Genomic DNA, 18,242 nt, shown 5'->3' with positions numbered 1-18,242 from the left:
CTTAATCTTTTAATTTTATAAAACGTTGATCTTGTTTAGGATTCAATGTGTCGGTCTTTTTAAAGTTATCAATTAATACATTTCTAATTTTATAATTTAACACATAGAGACCTTCATTGGTTTGAAAAAAGTCCATGCCATCACCTCCGTTGAAGAGGTAGTCATTAGTAGCTATATAGTATGTTTTATTAACATCTATTGGTTTTCCGTTAACCGTAGCCGAGCGAACTTCAGAATTTTTATCTAAAGTTAATTGCAATTGGTGAGATACAGGGTGTGCACGTTTTGCTTGAGATAAATAAAGCATCATTTCATTAATCTGCTCGCCTTTAAGAGCAGCGACAACCACAGAATTTTCAAAAGGCATAATTTCATAGGCCGTTCTGGTTGTTACATTTCCTTTAGATAATATCGCACGTATACCACCATGATTAAGTAAAACAAAATCAATATTTTTTTGAGATTGTTGCATAAATACAGGGTTACTTTCGTTATAAACCGCATCAGCCATTAAATTTCCAATGGCCGTATTAAATTCACCATCAGATTTAGAATAAGTTTGTGGTGCATAAGAAATAATACTATCCATGTCTTTATTAACATGAAGTCTATAAGGAGTTATAAAGTCTTCTATAGCTTTATTAGGGTTTAGGCTCTCATCAATAACGATTCGTTTGCCTTCAATTTTTGAAATACTTGATGATGCACAAGAAAAAATGAGCAACAATAAACAGAGTTTTAGAATATGTTTACTAGTCATTGAATAACTTATAAGAAGTTTATAATAAAATGTAAGTGCTTTTATTAAATTTGCACAAAGGCTAAAGGTAAATGATTTTGAAAGCATTTAAAGAAAAATCGAATCGAAAATATGTCAATACTTTATTGGATAAACGTCAAGCGACTGTTAATAATGATAAAATAAAAACAGTTGCGGTACTTCTTAATGCTAATGAATTTCATGAGTTTGAAGTGTTTAGAGTTTATTTTAAAGAACTAGGTTTAATGTCACCAAAGCATAAAATTATAGCTTTTACATTAGACAATAAATTAGAGCACAATAAATGGAATGTACATTTTAGTCCAAAAGATTTTGGTTGGAAAGGAAAAATAAAAAATCACGACTTAGAAGCTTTTATCAATGAACCTTATGACATGCTTATTTGCTTTTTTAAAAATGAAGTATTACAACTAAATCTTATGACGGCTGCGTCTAAAGCGAACTTTAAAGTTGGCATCAGTGCAGTAGACGAGCGTTTATACGATTTAATTATAGATGTAGAATTAAGGGATATCAATATTTTTAAACAAGAACTAAAGAAATACTTAAATATTTTAAATAAATTATAATGACTAAATTTTTAGGAACAGGTGTGGCATTAATCACACCTTTTAACGCAGATTTAAGCATCGATTTTGATGCGTTAGAGCGTTTAGTAGAGTATAACATTGCTAACGGCACAGAGTATTTAGTGATTAGTGGAACAACAGGAGAGAGTGTTACCGTTACTTCAGAAGAGAAAAAGCAATTAATCTCATTTATTGCTAAAATTAATAACGGAAGATTACCATTAGTTTTAGGTATTGGTGGCAATAATACTGCAAATGTTATTGAAGAAATTAAGTCAACAGATTTTTCTGCTATTGATGGTGTTTTGTCAGTTTCTCCATATTATAGTAAACCAACACAAGAAGGAATTTATCAACATTTTAAAGCCATTTCTGCTGTAAGTCCATTACCAATTATTTTATATAATGTGCCAGGTAGAACAGCATCTAACATGTCTCCTGAAACGACGTTGAGGTTAGCAAGAGATTGCGATAATATTGTTGCAGTAAAAGAGGCAGGAAACAATGTACATCAATATTTAGAATTATTAAGAACTAAGCCTTCAGATTTCTTAGTGTTATCTGGTGATGACGACTTGGCTTTAGGTGTCGCCTTAGCTGGTGGTTCTGGTGTTATTTCTGTTATAGGACAGGCTTTGCCTAAAGAGTTTTCTGAAATGATTCGCTTGGGGATTGCAGGTAAAGCAAAGGAGGCTTACGATATTCATTTTAAGTTAATGCCAATTACTGGACTCATTTTCTCTGAAAATAATCCTTCAGGTATAAAAGCAGTTTTAAACGCTTTAGAAATTTCAGAATCTCACGTGCGTTTACCTCTTGTTGAAGCTACAGATCAATTAAAAGCAAACATTAAATCAGAGTTAAAAACTTTAGGGAAAAGTTAAACTTAATATAAATAGGTGTTCACCCTAGATGCAACGCTTAATTTAGCTAACAATAATTGTTTTTTAAATCCGTTAATAATGCTTACTTTTGCATTCTGTTTAAAATTTAGAAAATGAGCTTGTTATTAATGTTTAATAGCAAATTCCATTTGACAGATGCGAAGCAATTAAAGTGACCACATGAAAAGAGGACTTTACATACTACTTATCAGTATTCTATTTATATCTTGTAGTGATTTTCAGAAAACACTGAAATCTGAAGATACTGCTGCAAAATTTGAATTGGCTACAGAACTTTATGACGCTGAAAAGTGGAATAAATCTTATAGATTGTTGGATCAAATCCTTCAACAATATAGAGGAAAACCCCAAGCTGAAAAAATAACATTTATGCATGCGATGTGTTCTTACCAATTAGGAACCTATTACGAAGCAAGTTTTCATTTCGATAAATTCACAGATATTTACCCTAAAAGTGAAAAAGCCGAACAAGCTGCTTTTTTAGCTGCGAAAGGATATTATCATAATTCTCCTGCGTATTCTAAAGAACAGAAGGAAACGATTGAGGCCATAGAGAAGTTTCAAATTTTTGTTAATGAATATCCGAATTCTCAGTATTTAGCAGAAGCCAATGAACTAGTTAAAGAATTAGATTTTAAATTAGAAAAGAAAGCTTTTGAAATAGCAAAACAGTACAATTTAATTAGAGAATATAGAGCTTCAATTAAATCGTTTAATAACTTTTTACTTGAATTCCCTGGGGCTACTTTAAAAACTGATGCGATTTATTACAGATTTGATTCAGCTTACAATTTAGCTGTTTTAAGTATTGATTATTTAAAAGAAAAGCGTTTAAAAGATGCTATAGGATATTATAAAGTATTACAGAAAGCATATCCAGAATCAGAATATATGGAAGCGGCTACTGTTATGAATGAAGAATTACAAGAACAATTAAATACGTTTACGACTAAAAGTTAAACATTATAACGATGGATTTAAAAAAGACAGATGCACCAGTAAGTACAGTAACTTACAACAGAAATGAAATAGATGCTCCAACAGATAATATCTATGAGGCAATTTCTGTTATTTCTAGACGTGCAGAACAAATTAATACAGACATTAGACGTGAGTTAATAGACAAACTAGAAGAGTTTGCTACATATAATGATAGTCTAGAAGAGATTTTTGAAAACAAAGAGCAAATTGAAGTTTCTAAGTTTTACGAAAAATTACCAAAGCCACATGCATTAGCTGTTAAGGAGTGGTTAGATAATAAGATCTATCACAGAAATACTGAGGATCCTCAACCATAAATTTTAAGCCTTAGATGTCTATTCTAAAGGATAAGAATATTTTATTGGGCATTACTGCTGGTATTGCCGCTTATAAATCTGCTAATTTAGTCAGATTATTCATAAAAGCAGGCGCTAACGTTAAAGTCGTTATGACGCCTGCTTCTAAAGAGTTTGTAACTCCACTTACGCTTTCTACACTATCAAAACATCCGGTGTATTCTTCTTTTATAAATGAAGAAGATGATAACCAAATATGGAATAACCATGTCGATTTAGGCCTTTGGGCAGACCTTTTTGTGATTGCACCAGCTACAGCAAACACAATGGCTAAAATGGCAAATGGTGTTTGCGATAATATACTTCTAGCAACATACCTTTCTGCTAAATGTCCGATTTATTTTGCACCTGCAATGGATTTGGATATGTATAAGCACGATTCTACTAGAACTTCTTTTAAAACATTAATCGCTTTCGGAAATAAACTCATTCCTGCCGGAACCGGCGAACTTGCAAGTGGTTTAATTGGAGAAGGACGTATGGCAGAACCAGAAGAAATCGTTGATTTTATTGAAAATGATATTTTGGATAAGTTACCTTTAAGAGGGAAACGTGTATTAATAACTGCCGGTCCAACTTACGAAGCCATAGATCCTGTACGTTTTATTGGCAATCATTCTAGCGGGAAAATGGGCTTTGAAATAGCACGGGCTGCGTCCAACTTGGGAGCTGAGGTTACTTTAGTAACAGGTCCAACACATCAAGAAATCGCACATCACCTTGTTACGGTTAAACCTGTAATAACTGCAGAAGAGATGTATAATGAAGTGCATAAGCATTTCAACACTTCAAACATTGCTATTCTTTCAGCTGCAGTCGCTGATTATAGACCAAGAAATGTTGCTGATCAGAAAATAAAAAAGAAAGAAATAACGTTTAGTATTGAGTTAGAAAAAACTAAGGATATTTTAAAATCCCTTGGTGAGATAAAAAAAGATCAATATTTAGTTGGGTTTGCTCTAGAAACCAATAACGAATTAGAACACGCTAAAGGAAAACTGAAAACGAAGAATTTAGATCTTATTGTTTTAAATTCATTACAAGATAAAGGTGCGGGTTTTGGAGTGTCAACAAATAAAGTTACATTTATAACGTCTTCTAACGATGTTATTGAAAATGAATTAAAATCAAAAGCAGATGTTGCTAAAGATTTAATGCACCTTATATTAAAACAAACCCATGCGTAACCTAATTTTATTATTTGCTTTTTTAATAACCTCAGTAACATTTTCTCAAGAATTAAACTGTACGGTATCCGTTATAGCACAACAAACAGGAGCTGAAAATGACATTTTATTTAAAACCTTGGGGAGTCAACTTACAGAATTTGTAAATAATACGAAGTGGACTAAAAATAATTATGGTCAACAAGAGCGCATTAATTGTAGTATGGTAATTAATGTAACAGAACAAAATAATAATTTGTTTTCAGCGTCGATTCAGGTGTCTTCTTCTAGACCAATTTTTAATTCAACGTACAGTTCGCCTGTTTATAACTATAATGATAGAAACTTTAATTTTGAATATTTAGAATTTCAGAATTTAGTTTTTAATGAAAGTCAGTTTGAGTCTAACTTAATTTCGGTGTTGTCATTTCATGTCTATATGATTTTAGGAATAGATGCAGATACGTTTGAGCTTAATGGAGGTGATGAGTATTTCAGTCAAGCGCAAACTATAGCGAGCTACTCACAACAACTTAATGGTCAGGGTTGGAAATTAGAAGACGGCTTACAGTCGCGTTTTGCTTTAATAGATAATCTAATGTCTCCTTCTTTTAAAAATATGAGATTAGCGATGTATGAATATCATATTGAAGGTTTAGATATTATGAGTGAAGGTCCAAAAGAAGGAAAGGCTCAAATAATTTCTGTTTTAGATGCTTTACAAAAAGTGCATAGAGCAAGACCAAATTCATTCTTAATGCGTGTGTTCTTTGATGCCAAAGCAAATGAAATAATGGATATTCTTTCTGGTGGACCAAGCGTTAATATTACAGATGCAATGGATATCTTAAATAGGATTGCACCAATGCATTCTCAAAAGTGGAGAAATATTAAGTATTAATCTTTATTTATATTCTGTATTTTAAGTCATTGCATCAAGCCGAGGTGCTTTAATAGCTCAAACATATTTCCACTATTATTTCATAATACTTAGCCTTAAAAACTTAATTTTGTAATACAATAAATTTAAGCGCTTGTTAACATCACTTTACATAAAAAATTACGCACTCATCGATGAGTTAAACGTATCTTTTAATAATGGTTTAACTATTATTACAGGAGAAACAGGTGCAGGTAAGTCTATCTTATTAGGTGGTTTATCCTTAGTTTTAGGGAAACGTGCCGATTTAAGTCAGGTGAAAACTGCAGAAGAAAAATGCATTATAGAAGCTGCTTTTGATATTGCCAATTACGATCTAAAGGCACTATTTAAAACTCTAGATTTAGATTATGACGTGCACACTATTATTAGAAGAGAAATTTTAGCATCTGGAAAGTCTAGAGCGTTTATCAATGATACTCCCGTAACCTTAGAGAGTTTAGTAGCGTTAAGTAGCTATTTAATTGATATTCATTCGCAACACCAAACACAACAGTTAACGCAAGACGATTATCAGTTTAAGGTGATTGATGCTTTAGCGGATAATAAATTGAATTTAGAAGCCTTTTCTAAGGAATTGAGTGTATTTAAAAAACTTCAAAAAACTTTAGATGAATTGAAATTATCTAAAGCTGAATTGATAAAAGAGTACGATTATAATCTGTTTTTATCTAATGAATTAAATGAAGTTAATTTAGAGAAAATTAATCTCGAAGATTTAGAAAATCAATACGAAGAGCTTAACAATGTAGAAATCATTGGTGAGAAGCTCAGTAGTACGAAAGCTATATTAGATGCAGAAGGACTAGGTGTCATAGATCAGATTAATACAGCAAAACAAGAACTATCAAAAATTGCAACTTTTGGTAAACCTTACGAGTCTTTAAAAGAACGTATCATTAGTGTTGGAATTGAACTAGATGATGTGCTTATAGAAATTGATAACCTAGAAGATAATTTATCCACAGACCCACAAGAATTAGAACGTATTAATAGTAAACTTCAAATTGTAAACAATCTATTTCAAAAGCATTCCGTTTCAGAGATTGAAGACTTAATTGTTATTAAGGTCGATTTACAATCTAAAATAAATGATACTGAAAGTTTAGATCAAACCATATTAGATAAAGAACAAGAGATTTTAAAAGCTAACGAAAAATTAAATCAAATTGCTTTAAAGATTTCAAAGAATAGAAAAAAAGTAATTCCAATATTTGTATCTAAGTTAGAGGCTATTCTTACTGAGTTGGGGATGCCAAATGCTAGGTTTAAAGTGGATTTAGAACCAACGAAACAATTTGTAAAAAACGGAAAAGACAGCTTACAGTTTTTATTTATGGCTAATAAAGGTTCTAGCTTTAATGAACTTAAAAAGTCAGCGTCTGGTGGGGAATTATCTCGTATTATGCTAGCTATTAAATCTATTTTGGCAGAGTATATTCAGCTACCCTCTATAATGTTTGATGAAATTGACACCGGAGTTTCAGGTGAGATTTCAAATAAAATGGGCGAAATCATGAAGCAAATGAGTCATAAAATGCAAGTGTTTACAATTACGCATTTACCTCAAATTGCAGCAAAAGGGAATGCGCATTTTAAAGTGTTTAAAACAGATATTGACGATATTACGCACACGCAACTTAAAAAATTAAACGAAGAAGAACGCATAGTTGAAGTCGCGCAAATGCTAGGAGGTCTAACAATTACAGATTCTGCCATGGCACACGCGAAACAATTGTTAAACTGATTTAATTAAATAGATGAAACACTATTTTGCAATTATATTGTTTATAGGGAGTTTTTTGTTTTTAGCTTGCGCAGATAATGAAGACCCATGCGATGTAAAGCATGTCATTATTAATGGTGAATGTGTTCCAGATTATATTTTTCCAGAGAATCAAACGTTAGAAAATGGGGACAAATATTACCACAAAAAATTTGGCGTTATCATATACAAAGACGGAAATTGGGTAGATGAATGGGATCGTATTATAGACGACCTCAATATCAGAACAGATTAACACGTTAAATCTTTGCAATTCAACAAACTATCAACTAAAAATAGTGTAAACATGTCATACAACTTACTTAAAGGAAAGAGAGGAATCATATTTGGAGCTTTAGACGAAAACTCTATTGCTTGGAAAACAGCTATACGTGTCCATGAAGAAGGAGGAACTTTTGTATTAACTAACGCACCAGTTTCTATACGAATGGGACAAATAGATGAATTAGCTAAGCAGACAGGTTCTCAAATTATTCCTGCAGATGCAACTTCAGAAGAAGATTTACAAAATCTTGTAGCGCAGTCTATGGAAATTCTAGGAGGCAAAATAGATTTTGTATTACATTCTATTGGTATGTCTATAAATGTAAGAAAAGGAAAACATTATACGGATCAAAACTATGCTTGGACACAAAAAGGAACCGATGTTTCTGCAATGTCGTTTCATAAAGTTATGCAAACGCTTTATAAAGCAGATGCTATGAATGAATGGGGAAGTATTGTAGCCTTAACCTATATGGCAGCACAACGTGTGTTCCCAGATTATAATGATATGGCAGATAATAAAGCCTATTTAGAAAGTGTGGCGCGTAGTTTTGGCTATTTCTTTGGTAGAGATAAAAAAGTACGGGTCAACACTATTTCGCAATCACCAACACCAACAACTGCTGGGACAGGTGTTAAAGGCTTTGACGGCTTTATCGCATATGCAGAAAAAATGTCTCCCCTAGGAAATGCTACAGCTATGGATTGTGCTAATTATACAATTACCTTATTTAGTGACTTAACTAAACGCGTCACACTTCAAAATCTTTATAATGATGGCGGATTTAGTAATATGGGTGTTAGTGACGTTGTTTTGGAGACCTTTATTGATAAGCAGCAATAAAGATTTTAAATACTGAAGAATAATAGAGCCTTTACATTAATTTAATGTAAAGGCTTTTTTTTAATTACAAGTTAATGAATACGAAATGTTCTATTGGTTGAAATTACTTACAGATTTAAAGTAATGTTTTTTGTCGTTAATATATGTATCTTAACGATTGAATAGTTAAAGCTAACAATGTTCTAAAGATTTAACATATTTTTAGAGAATTACTAACTTAAATATATTTTTATGAAAAAAATTACATTCTCAATTTTATTTTTTGGACTATCCTTACTAGGATTTTCTCAGGTCATTCAAAATTTCGGTACTACAGGAGTAGATAATGACGCGGTTGTCCTTACAATTAACAGCGCAGATATTACTGTTAATGGTGCTGACCCAATTACAGCTATTTCATTAGCTACATTTACTGTTCACTTTAATAGTGCAACAGGTGGTACAACTTATTGTGGGGATTGGTATGATTTTGATTTAGCAGTTATAGGTGGTGCCTCAGACGGAACAACTATTCCTGCTGGATGTGATGCTGACTTTAACGGCTTAGATGTTACGGGTTTTTCTACTATAACGCTTACTTCGAATGATCTTGACGGTTATTTTGATGTAATATTTTTTGATATAGATTTATTAGTTAGCTTTGATGCATCTAGTCCACCATCGTGTGATGCTATGTTATCTGCAACTGAAAATGTATTTTTAGAAGGTGATATTTCATGGTCAGAAGCTTCCGGCATAGTTGATGGTTATGATGTAGCTGTAGGAACTGCCTCTGGATTATCAGATGTTTATTCTGAAACATTAGGTAATGTTACTACGACTAATATTGGTGCGTTATTAGAAGGTACTACGTATTATGTAACTATTACACCATTTAACAGTGTAGGGGCATCAATTGATTGTGCAGAACAAACATTTGTCACATTTGTATTTCCTGTCAATGACGACATTGCTGCAGCCATAGCAATTACTGTAGATGAAGGATTTTGTGATGGTACAAATACTAATGCAAATAATATTCAAACATCAGGTTCTGCTGAAGCATTTGGATCTTGTTTTCAAGGTACAGAGGCGCTTAGTGATGTTTGGTTTACATTTACCGTTCCTGCAGATGTAGCAAGTGTAGATGTTTCTACTGATTTTACAGGAGGAACATTAACAGATACTGAATTAGCAGTTTATTCTGGTATTCCAGGTAATTTAGTAGAAATTGGTTGTAGTCAAGATGAAGGTACTACTGTTTTATCTAATGGGAATACTTACAATTCGTTAATTACAGATTTAGCTGTAACTGTTGGAGAAACTTACTATGTACAAGTAGATGGTTATACTACGCAAACAGGAACGTTTTGCTTAGATATTTCTACTAACCAAGTATTAAGTACTGTTAACTACGAAAGTGAATCTGCTTTCACTTACTATCCAAACCCAGTTAAAAATACATTAACATTAAATGCTCAGAACACAATAGAGCAGGTTGCAATGTATAATATGCTAGGTCAAGAAGTATTAGGAGCTACTCCTAATGCTGTAGATAGTGATTTAGATATGTCTAACTTGGCAACAGGTGCTTACTTTATTAAAGTAACTATAGCAAATGTGACAGAAACAATAAGAGTGATTAAGCAATAAGCATTAAACACTTTATTAAATACAGGAAGCCGCTAATTTTAGCGGCTTCTTTTTGTTTTAGACTCTATTGAATCTCTAAGTTATGCCATATTTATAGCGTTGAAAATAAAAAAAAAATCAAGTTCAAATGTTAGACGTTTTAAAATTAAATAGATGGTTTAGTGCTAAACGTTTTTTTTTGCATTTAAACGATTTGAAAGTTAAACCTCAGATTTATATGAATAATTAACATATTTTTAAAGAATTACTAACTAAAATATATTTTATATGAAGAAAATTACATTAATGTTATTTGCATTCGTTGCCTTTTGCTGGCAGTCTAATGCGCAATTTACCGAGAATTTTGATGCAAGTACTGACTTACCCGTTGGTTGGAATGTTATTAACTTAGGAGGAGTCGGTGAGAGCGGTGTTGATGGTTGGACAATATTTAATCAAGGTGCTTCTGCATTTTCTGGAACTAATATTGCTAGAATTCAATATGATGCTGTAGCACATGACGATTATTTAATCGCTCCAGCTATTACTGTTACTGCAGGTGTAAATGATAGAGTATCATTTTATGTTAGATCTTTGAATAGTGGCTTTTTAGAACCTTACGAGGTGAGACTATCCACAGCATCAAATACTTTAGATACAGATTTTAGTGTTGTTTTACAAACAGAAGAATTAGCAATTGCAGGTTCTTGGGAGCAGAAAGAATTTGACTTAAGTGCTTATGTAGGACAAACTGTTTATGTAGCTATAAGAGCAACAGGGACAGATAGAGATCGTTTAGGTGTGGATGATTTTGTAAGTGATACAGTTCCTTCTTGTTATGCTGCTGAATTTGCTAGCGCAGTTGCCGTTGACGATTGTGATAATTCACAGTTTTCTATTATAGTAGATGTTACTGATTTAGGTAGTTCTGCAAATCTTGAAATCACTAACGATGCAGGTGTTGCTTCAACAATGGTGACTGAAACAGGTGAGGTTACGGTTGGTCCATTTCCAGCAGGAACACCAGTGGTATTAACGCTTGAAAATGAAAATGAGGATACGTGTGATGTTGTGTTAGACTCAGTTTTGGATTTCTGCCCAACCGCAGCAAATACATTAGATTATTATAACTTACAATGGCCTGCTACATTAACATTTCCTGAAAATGAAGCGGCTGACCAATTGGTTTTTGCACAAGTATACGAAGCTGGTTTAACTGACACTACTACAGGTGCAGCAGCAGGTATTGAGGCGTGGATTGGTTACAGTGATACAGATACAGATCCATCTGGTACAGGTTGGACTTGGGAAATTGCACCATTTTTCTCTGAAGAGGGAGGAAATAACAACGATCAATTTGCTGTAGCTATGCAAGATCTTGGTTTAACCGAGGGAACTTATTATTATGCGAGTCGTTTTACTTTGAACGCAGGTCCTTATATGTATGGAGGTTTTGAAGGCGCATGGGATGCAACGACTAATCCATCGGGTGTGTTAACGGTTACAGCACGTTTAGCAGTTCCTGGTGACGATTGTGCAAACCCAATTGTTATAAACACTTTGCCATATAACACTACAGACGATACTGTTAATTACACTAATTTTTTCGGGAATGGTGATAGTGTTTGTAATGCTAATTATTTAAGTGGAAATGACGTTGTGTATACATATACACCAAGCGCAGATGCTAATATTAATTTAGATTTAACAGAATTAACAGCTACGTGGTCTGCTATTCATTTATTGGATGGATGTCCTACGGATGAAGCAACGGCTTGTGTAGGTTTTGCAGGTTCTAGTGGTAGTGCTGATAGAGGTATTGAAGGTGTAGATGTTGTTGGAGGAACTACATATTATATTGTGATTTCTACATTCGCAACACCAAATTCTGTGGGTTACACTTTAGATATTACAGAAAACACTTGTGCCAATGCAACGGCTACATATACTGTAGTTAGTGATTGTGGTACTAGTGGTGGATTTAATATCGAAGTAGATATTACAGATATGGGAACAGCTACTGCTGTTACTGTAACTGACGATCAAGGTAGCGCCGCTCAATCAGCAACAGGAGCAACAATGCTAACATTTGGTCCATATGTAAATGCTACGGATGTGATAATAACAATATCAGATATAAATGATGGAAATTGTGTACAAACAAGTGATGCTTTAACACAACTAGCATGCCCTCCTGTAAATGACGATATTGCTACTGCAATAGCAATTACAGTTGATGAAGGATATTGCGATGGCACAAATACTAATGCAACTAATTTGTCTGCAACTGACTCAGGAGAGACAGTAGGAGAGTGTTTTCAAGATGCAACAGCAAATAATGATGTTTGGTTTACTTTTACTGTTCCTGCAGGTGTTGCTAGCGTTGATGTTTCTACAGACTTTACAGGTGGTACATTACTAGATTCTGAATTAGCTGTTTATTCAGGTATGCCAGGTAGTTTAGTGGAAATGGATTGTAGTCAAGATGAAGGAGTTACAATTTTGTCAAATGGATCTTCTTGGAATTCTCTAATTACAGATTTAGCAGTAACAGTTGGTGAAACATATTATGTACAAGTAGATGGTTATAGTGATATTAGACAAGGTTCATTTTGTTTAGATATCTCTACTAACCAAGTATTAAGTACTATTAACTACGAAAGCGAAGCTGCTTTCACATACTATCCAAACCCAGTTAAAAATACATTAACTTTAAACGCTCAGAACACGATAGAGCAGGTAGCAATGTATAATATGCTAGGTCAAGAAGTATTAAGAACTAATCCTAATGCTGTTGATAGTGATTTAGATATGTCTAACATGGCAATAGGTGCTTATTTTGTTAAAGTAACTATAGCTAACGTTACAGAAACAATTAGAGTGATTAAGCAATAAGCTTATTAACTACATAATTTTAAAAGCCGCTATTTTAGCGGCTTTTTTATGCACTAAAATCAACAAAACTCTGTTCTATATATTTCCGAGTTTTAACTTTATTTTAAGCGACAGTAACTGTTAAAAATTGCGTTTGGTTTATTTACCTTTGTAACTTATGAAGGCCATTAATTTTTCATTTATTATTCCTGTTTATAACAGACCAAACGAGATTAAAGAACTTTTAGAAAGTTTTTCAAATTTTGAAGGTCAGCATACCTATGAAATTGTAATTGTAGAAGATGGCTCAACCGAGACATCAGAGAATGTAGTTAATGAATTTAATAATGAATTAAATATATCTTATCATTTTAAGCCTAATTCAGGACCAGGAGATTCTAGGAATTATGGTATGGAAAAGGCTAAAGGAAATTATTTTATCATTTTAGATTCCGATGTGCTATTGCCTTCTAATTATTTATCAGAAGTGAAAACGTTTTTAGAGGCGTCATTTTATGATTGTTTTGGTGGTCCGGATGCGGCTCATAGTTCGTTTTCTAATCTTCAGAAAGCTATAAATTTTGCGATGACTTCTTTTATAACCACAGGAGGTATAAGAGGAGGAAAGCAAAATGTAGAAGACTTTCAGCCACGAAGTTTTAATATGGGTTTGTCTAAGAAAGCGTTTTTGGCATCAGGTGGATTTGGTAAAATTCATCCCGGCGAAGATCCAGATTTATCCTTACGATTACAAAAATTAGGATTTAAAACGACCTTAATTGAAACTGCTTTTGTGTATCATAAACGACGAATATCGTGGTCTAAATTTTATAAACAAGTTTATAAATTTGGTATGGTTAGACCTATTCTCAATCAGTGGCATCCAAATTCTAAAAGTATAGTGTATTGGTTTCCTACAGTATTTAGTTTGGGTTTTATAGTTTCCGTCTTTATGGCTATACTTCATATACATCTGCTATTATATTTCTATGGATTATATTTCGCTTTAGCATTCATATTAGCATTAATTACAAATCGAAATTTAAGTGTTGCATTTCAAGCTTTGTTGGCCGTTTTTGTTCAATTTTTTGGATATGGCTATGGATTTTTGAAATCTACTTTTAATTTGGTTATCTTAGGAAGAAAACCTGAAGAATCTTTTCCTCAATTATTTTTTTAAATTCAAAATGGCTTCAAAAAAGAACGAAAATATATTGCACCATTTAAAAAAGAAAAACGTTAAACTGTTTACGCTGTTTTTCGTAGTTGCATTTGTATTTTTAATTTTCTCTAAATTATCGAACGACTATAAGCAAACTATAGAATTAAAAGTAAATTTAGTTAATGTTGCTGATGAGATACTCGTAAAGAACGATTCTGCGAACTATATTAACGCCTACGTAGAAGCAAAAGGATTTTCCTTAATGCCTTTTATATTTAACAACTCTAAGACGTTAGATATCAATGCAAAAAGTGATGTGACTTTAAAGTCTAACAATTTTGTGTTCGATGTTGTAAAGCATAAATATCTTATTGAGAGTCAATTAGGTAGTGCTTATGAGGTCATTTCTTTGATGCCTGATACACTCTTAATCGCGTACTCAAAAAGAGCTTCAAAGATTGTTCCTGTTACATTTAAAAAAACCATTAATTATGCTATTGGTTACGATTTAAAAGGTGAATTTCGTTTTAACATAGACAGCGTAAAAGTTGTTGGGCCGTTAGAAGAGGTGAATAAAATAAAGGCTATTACTACAGAAGAGTTGGTATTAAATGATATAAAAAGTGATATTCAACATATTGTGAGGTTAGATGTTTCTGATTACCAACATGTGGAAGTGTTTCCAAAAACATTAGAGGTGTCCGGTAATGTTACACGGTTTACCGAAGGCATAATAGAGGTGCCAATTGTAATTACTAATCAGCCAAAAACTATTGTAATTAATTATTTTCCTAAAACTGTTACGCTTTCATATTATGTAGATTTAGAAAATTATGACGCCATAAAAGCTTTAGACTTTAAAGTGGAATGTAATTATGCTGAATTAGAAGACAATCAAACTTTTTTAATACCAAAAGTGGTAAAGCAGCCAAGTTTTATAAAACATGTCAATATAAAGCAAAAACAAATAGATTTTATTGAACTCTAGTTATGATAGTAGGATTAACAGGCGGAATTGGGAGTGGTAAATCCACTATATTAGAATATTTTAAATCATTCGGTGTCCCTGTATATATTGCCGATGATGAAGCAAAAAAACTAATGAACAATTCAAAAATCATTCAGCGAAAGCTGATAAAATTGTTTGGGGAAGAGGCGTATGTCAATGGCACATTGAATAGACCCTATTTGGCTTCAAAAATTTTTAATGATAAAACTCTACTCTCTAAAATGAATGCTGTAGTGCATCCTAAAGTTGGAGCGCATTTTAAACAGTGGCTTAATAATCAAGATGCGGAATACGTTATAAAGGAAGTAGCCATTATTTTTGAAAACAATTTACAAAACCAATACAATTATATAATAACAGTTGTTGCAGACGAAGATCTAAGAACGCAACGCGTTATGAAACGAGACAATGTTTCAAAAGAAAAAGTTAAGGCTATTATGAAAAATCAATGGTCTGATGAAGACAAAATAGCAAAATCTGACTTTGTTATTGTTAATAATAACCTGCAAGAAGCTAAGAAGCAAGCGCTAAATATTCATAATATGCTACTTAAAATACTAAAACGTTAATTATCTACTTTCATTTGTTAACGTTAGGTTAAACCTAATTTATACTAAATGTTAAAATGTTAAATTTGACTGATGAGCAAAAAGCTATTTGTGTTATTGATAGTTTTAATGAGTTTATCTCTCATTGGAATTATTTTTGTGCAGTCATTTTTTATAAATAACAGTATAATTAATGAGGATAAAAACTTTACGTTTAGTGTAAAGCGTTCGCTAAGTTATGTTTCTAAAGCTATTGAGGAATATGAACTTAGAAATTATTTCGATAAAATAGGACCGTATCTAAACAAAGAGAATAAGATGGATTCTTCCATCATTAAACAATTGTTAATAGCAGAAGATGATGATGTTAATGATAAGACCATAGTACATCGTAATACGGTTTTAGAAGAGCGTTTTAAAGTGCCTTCCTTGTTTAACGAGATCGATGCAGATAGTTTTAGTATCAGTAAATTATATAGTGAGCGTATTACCGAGACTTATAATATTACAACTATAGATGGTGTAAGGCGAATAGACCCAGAAACTAGAATAAGAGAATATTCATCTTTAAATGCTTTTGAGAAGCAGTTTTATTCAGATTCTTTTAAAGATTTATTAAAAGATAAATTGGTTTATAATCGTGTTACAGCAACTCAGGTTGAAACTTTTTTAAGACGTGAATTAGAAGATGAAGGGGTAAGTTTAGATTTTGAATTTGCCATTTATGATAATGATCTTGCAACCAAAGTACAGTCTCAAAATTTTGAAATGACACCAGATGCTCATGGCATTAAAATATTTTTAGATAACAATAATGAAAGCAGTTACAATCTTTGGATTGATTTTCCTGAAAGAAAGAAGTATTTAATATCATCAATATTTTGGATGATTATTCTTTCAATAATATTTACAGGTATTATAATTATTGCTTATACCAGTGCTATATATCAGTTAATAAGGCAACGTCAAATATCACAGATAAAAACGGATTTTATTAATAATATGACGCATGAGTTTAAAACACCAATTGCCACTATTAATTTGGCTTTAGACTCTATTAAAAACCCTAAAATAATTAATGACCAAGAAAAGGTGTTACGTTATTTAGGAATGATAAAAGAGGAGAATAAGCGTATGCATGCACAAGTAGAAAATGTATTGCGTATTTCTAAGCTAGATAAAAATGAGCTTAATATTAGTAAGGAACGTATAGACTTACACGACTTAGTCGAAGATGCTATTACACACGTAGAGTTGATTGTTGAAGATAGAAAGGGTTACGTAAAAACGCATTTAAAAGCAGACCAAACATCAGTTTTGGCCAACGATACACACTTTACTAATGTTATTGTTAATGTATTGGATAATGCTATTAAATATTCGGACAATGCACCAAAAATAGATGTGTATACCGAAAATGTAGGAAACAATATCATTGTGAAAATAGCTGACCAAGGTAACGGAATGTCTAAAGCCGTTGCAAAACGAGTGTTCGAAAAGTTTTATAGAGAACATACAGGAAACGTGCACAATGTAAAAGGACACGGATTAGGTTTAGCATATGTTAAAAAGATTGTAGAAGACCATCAGGGTCATATATCAGTAGAAAGTGAAAAAGGAAAAGGCAGTACTTTTATAATAAAGATGCCGTTAATATCATAAAAACGAATTATGGAAGAGCAAAATAAAAAAATTCTTTTGGTAGAAGACGATCCAAATTTTGGAACTGTTTTAAAAGATTATTTAATGATGAACGATTACGACGTAGTACATGCCAAAAATGGTATGGAAGGTTTTGAGAAGTTCAAAAAGGACGATTATGATCTTTGTATTTTAGACGTTATGATGCCTTACAAAGATGGTTTTACACTCGCCAAAGAGATTAGAGAAAAAAATGAAGATGTGCCTATTGTGTTCTTAACGGCGAAAGCCATGAAAGAGGATGTACTCAAAGGCTATAAAGTAGGGGCAGATGATTATTTAAATAAGCCTTTTGATAGTGAGGTTTTATTGATGAAAATTAAAGCTATAATGCAACGTAAGGCAAAAGATACTGTTGCAGATAGTAAGCAATTCGAATTTAAGATTGGTCGTTTTGATTTAAACTCTAAATTGCGTTTCCTTAAGTTTGACGGAGGTGAACCATCTAAACTATCACCAAAAGAAAATGAATTATTACGTTTGTTAGCATTACATGAAAATGATTTAATGCCGAGAGAATTAGCATTAACAAAAATTTGGAGGGATGACAATTATTTTACATCTAGAAGTATGGATGTATATATAGCAAAATTACGTAAATATTTAAAACCAGATCCAAATGTTGAGATTTTGAATATTCATGGTGAAGGCTTCAGATTAGTAATTAATAATAAATAAGTTTGTTCTTTATATAAAAACATCCAACTCATTGAGTTGGATGTTTTGTTTTAATATAGTTTGTGTA

The 18,242-nt window shown here is 32.3% G+C and carries 17 protein-coding genes; 16 read left to right on the top strand and 1 reads right to left on the bottom strand.

The features are described 5' to 3' along the window. Position 1: 1 nt before the first annotated feature. Positions 2-760, bottom strand: coding sequence for a 5'-nucleotidase C-terminal domain-containing protein (locus tag HM986_RS13200; protein ID WP_179335559.1), 759 nt, complete (start codon positions 758-760; stop codon positions 2-4). Positions 761-831: 71 nt separating this feature from the next. Here HM986_RS13200 and HM986_RS13195 point away from each other — a divergent pair, with 71 nt between their 5' ends. The 16 genes from HM986_RS13195 to HM986_RS13120 all read left to right on the top strand — a co-directional run bounded on the left by HM986_RS13195 (position 832) and on the right by HM986_RS13120 (position 18,175). Then, entirely contained in the window at positions 832-1,350 is a 519-nt protein-coding gene (locus HM986_RS13195; RefSeq protein WP_218841441.1) for a DUF6913 domain-containing protein, read from the top strand. Continuing rightward, positions 1,350-2,234 (top strand): 4-hydroxy-tetrahydrodipicolinate synthase, encoded by an 885-nt coding sequence (dapA, locus tag HM986_RS13190; RefSeq protein ID WP_179335557.1) that lies wholly within the window; start codon positions 1,350-1,352, stop codon positions 2,232-2,234. Before HM986_RS13195 ends, dapA begins: the two co-directional genes overlap by 1 nt. A gap of 180 nt (positions 2,235-2,414) precedes the next feature. After that, a complete protein-coding gene (locus HM986_RS13185) occupies positions 2,415-3,215 on the top strand; it encodes an outer membrane protein assembly factor BamD (protein WP_179335556.1) in 801 nt (266 codons plus the stop codon). An 11-nt stretch (positions 3,216-3,226) separates the two neighbouring features. Next, complete coding sequence (locus tag HM986_RS13180; RefSeq protein ID WP_179335555.1) at positions 3,227-3,553, top strand: DNA-directed RNA polymerase subunit omega; 327 nt, start codon at positions 3,227-3,229, stop codon at positions 3,551-3,553. 14 nt (positions 3,554-3,567) lie between these two features. Then, the gene (coaBC, locus tag HM986_RS13175; protein ID WP_179335554.1) at positions 3,568-4,779 is read left to right on the top strand and encodes a bifunctional phosphopantothenoylcysteine decarboxylase/phosphopantothenate--cysteine ligase CoaBC; all 1,212 of its coding nucleotides are present in this window, start codon (positions 3,568-3,570) and stop codon (positions 4,777-4,779) included. Then, on the top strand, positions 4,772-5,659 hold the full coding sequence (gene porD, locus HM986_RS13170) for a type IX secretion system protein PorD (protein WP_179335553.1): 888 nt from the start codon (positions 4,772-4,774) through the stop codon (positions 5,657-5,659). The genes coaBC and porD overlap by 8 nt, the downstream gene beginning before the upstream one ends. Positions 5,660-5,792: 133 nt before the next feature. Next, the gene (recN, locus tag HM986_RS13165) at positions 5,793-7,445 is read left to right on the top strand and encodes a DNA repair protein RecN (RefSeq protein WP_179335552.1); all 1,653 of its coding nucleotides are present in this window, start codon (positions 5,793-5,795) and stop codon (positions 7,443-7,445) included. A 13-nt stretch (positions 7,446-7,458) separates the two neighbouring features. Beyond that, positions 7,459-7,719: a hypothetical protein gene (locus HM986_RS13160; RefSeq protein ID WP_179335551.1), complete on the top strand. Its 261-nt coding sequence runs from the start codon at positions 7,459-7,461 to the stop codon at positions 7,717-7,719. A 51-nt stretch (positions 7,720-7,770) separates the two neighbouring features. Then, positions 7,771-8,592, top strand: a complete 822-nt coding sequence (locus HM986_RS13155) for an enoyl-ACP reductase FabI (RefSeq protein WP_179335550.1) — start codon at positions 7,771-7,773, stop codon at positions 8,590-8,592. Positions 8,593-8,823: 231 nt separating this feature from the next. Further along, positions 8,824-10,224 carry a T9SS type A sorting domain-containing protein gene (locus HM986_RS13150; protein ID WP_179335549.1) on the top strand — a complete coding sequence of 467 codons (1,401 nt, stop codon included), beginning with the start codon at positions 8,824-8,826 and terminating at the stop codon, positions 10,222-10,224. Between the two features lie 267 nt (positions 10,225-10,491). After that, positions 10,492-13,098 carry a T9SS-dependent choice-of-anchor J family protein gene (locus HM986_RS13145; protein ID WP_179335548.1) on the top strand — a complete coding sequence of 869 codons (2,607 nt, stop codon included), beginning with the start codon at positions 10,492-10,494 and terminating at the stop codon, positions 13,096-13,098. Between the two features lie 157 nt (positions 13,099-13,255). Beyond that, entirely contained in the window at positions 13,256-14,257 is a 1,002-nt protein-coding gene (locus HM986_RS13140; protein WP_179335547.1) for a glycosyltransferase, read from the top strand. 7 nt (positions 14,258-14,264) lie between these two features. Next, positions 14,265-15,227 carry a YbbR-like domain-containing protein gene (locus HM986_RS13135; RefSeq protein ID WP_179335546.1) on the top strand — a complete coding sequence of 321 codons (963 nt, stop codon included), beginning with the start codon at positions 14,265-14,267 and terminating at the stop codon, positions 15,225-15,227. A gap of 2 nt (positions 15,228-15,229) precedes the next feature. Next, on the top strand, positions 15,230-15,817 hold the full coding sequence (coaE, locus tag HM986_RS13130; protein ID WP_179335545.1) for a dephospho-CoA kinase: 588 nt from the start codon (positions 15,230-15,232) through the stop codon (positions 15,815-15,817). 72 nt (positions 15,818-15,889) lie between these two features. After that, entirely contained in the window at positions 15,890-17,458 is a 1,569-nt protein-coding gene (locus tag HM986_RS13125) for a sensor histidine kinase (RefSeq protein ID WP_246288508.1), read from the top strand. Positions 17,459-17,467: 9 nt separating this feature from the next. Continuing rightward, positions 17,468-18,175, top strand: coding sequence for a response regulator transcription factor (locus tag HM986_RS13120; protein WP_020895995.1), 708 nt, complete (start codon positions 17,468-17,470; stop codon positions 18,173-18,175). Positions 18,176-18,242 lie beyond the last annotated feature (67 nt).

The organism is Winogradskyella costae (assembly GCF_013403865.1).
Taxonomy (GTDB): Bacteria; Bacteroidota; Bacteroidia; order Flavobacteriales; family Flavobacteriaceae; genus Winogradskyella; species Winogradskyella costae.
The sequence above is the reverse complement of the archived record's forward strand: the minus strand, read 5'-3'. Positions and strand labels throughout refer to the sequence as shown.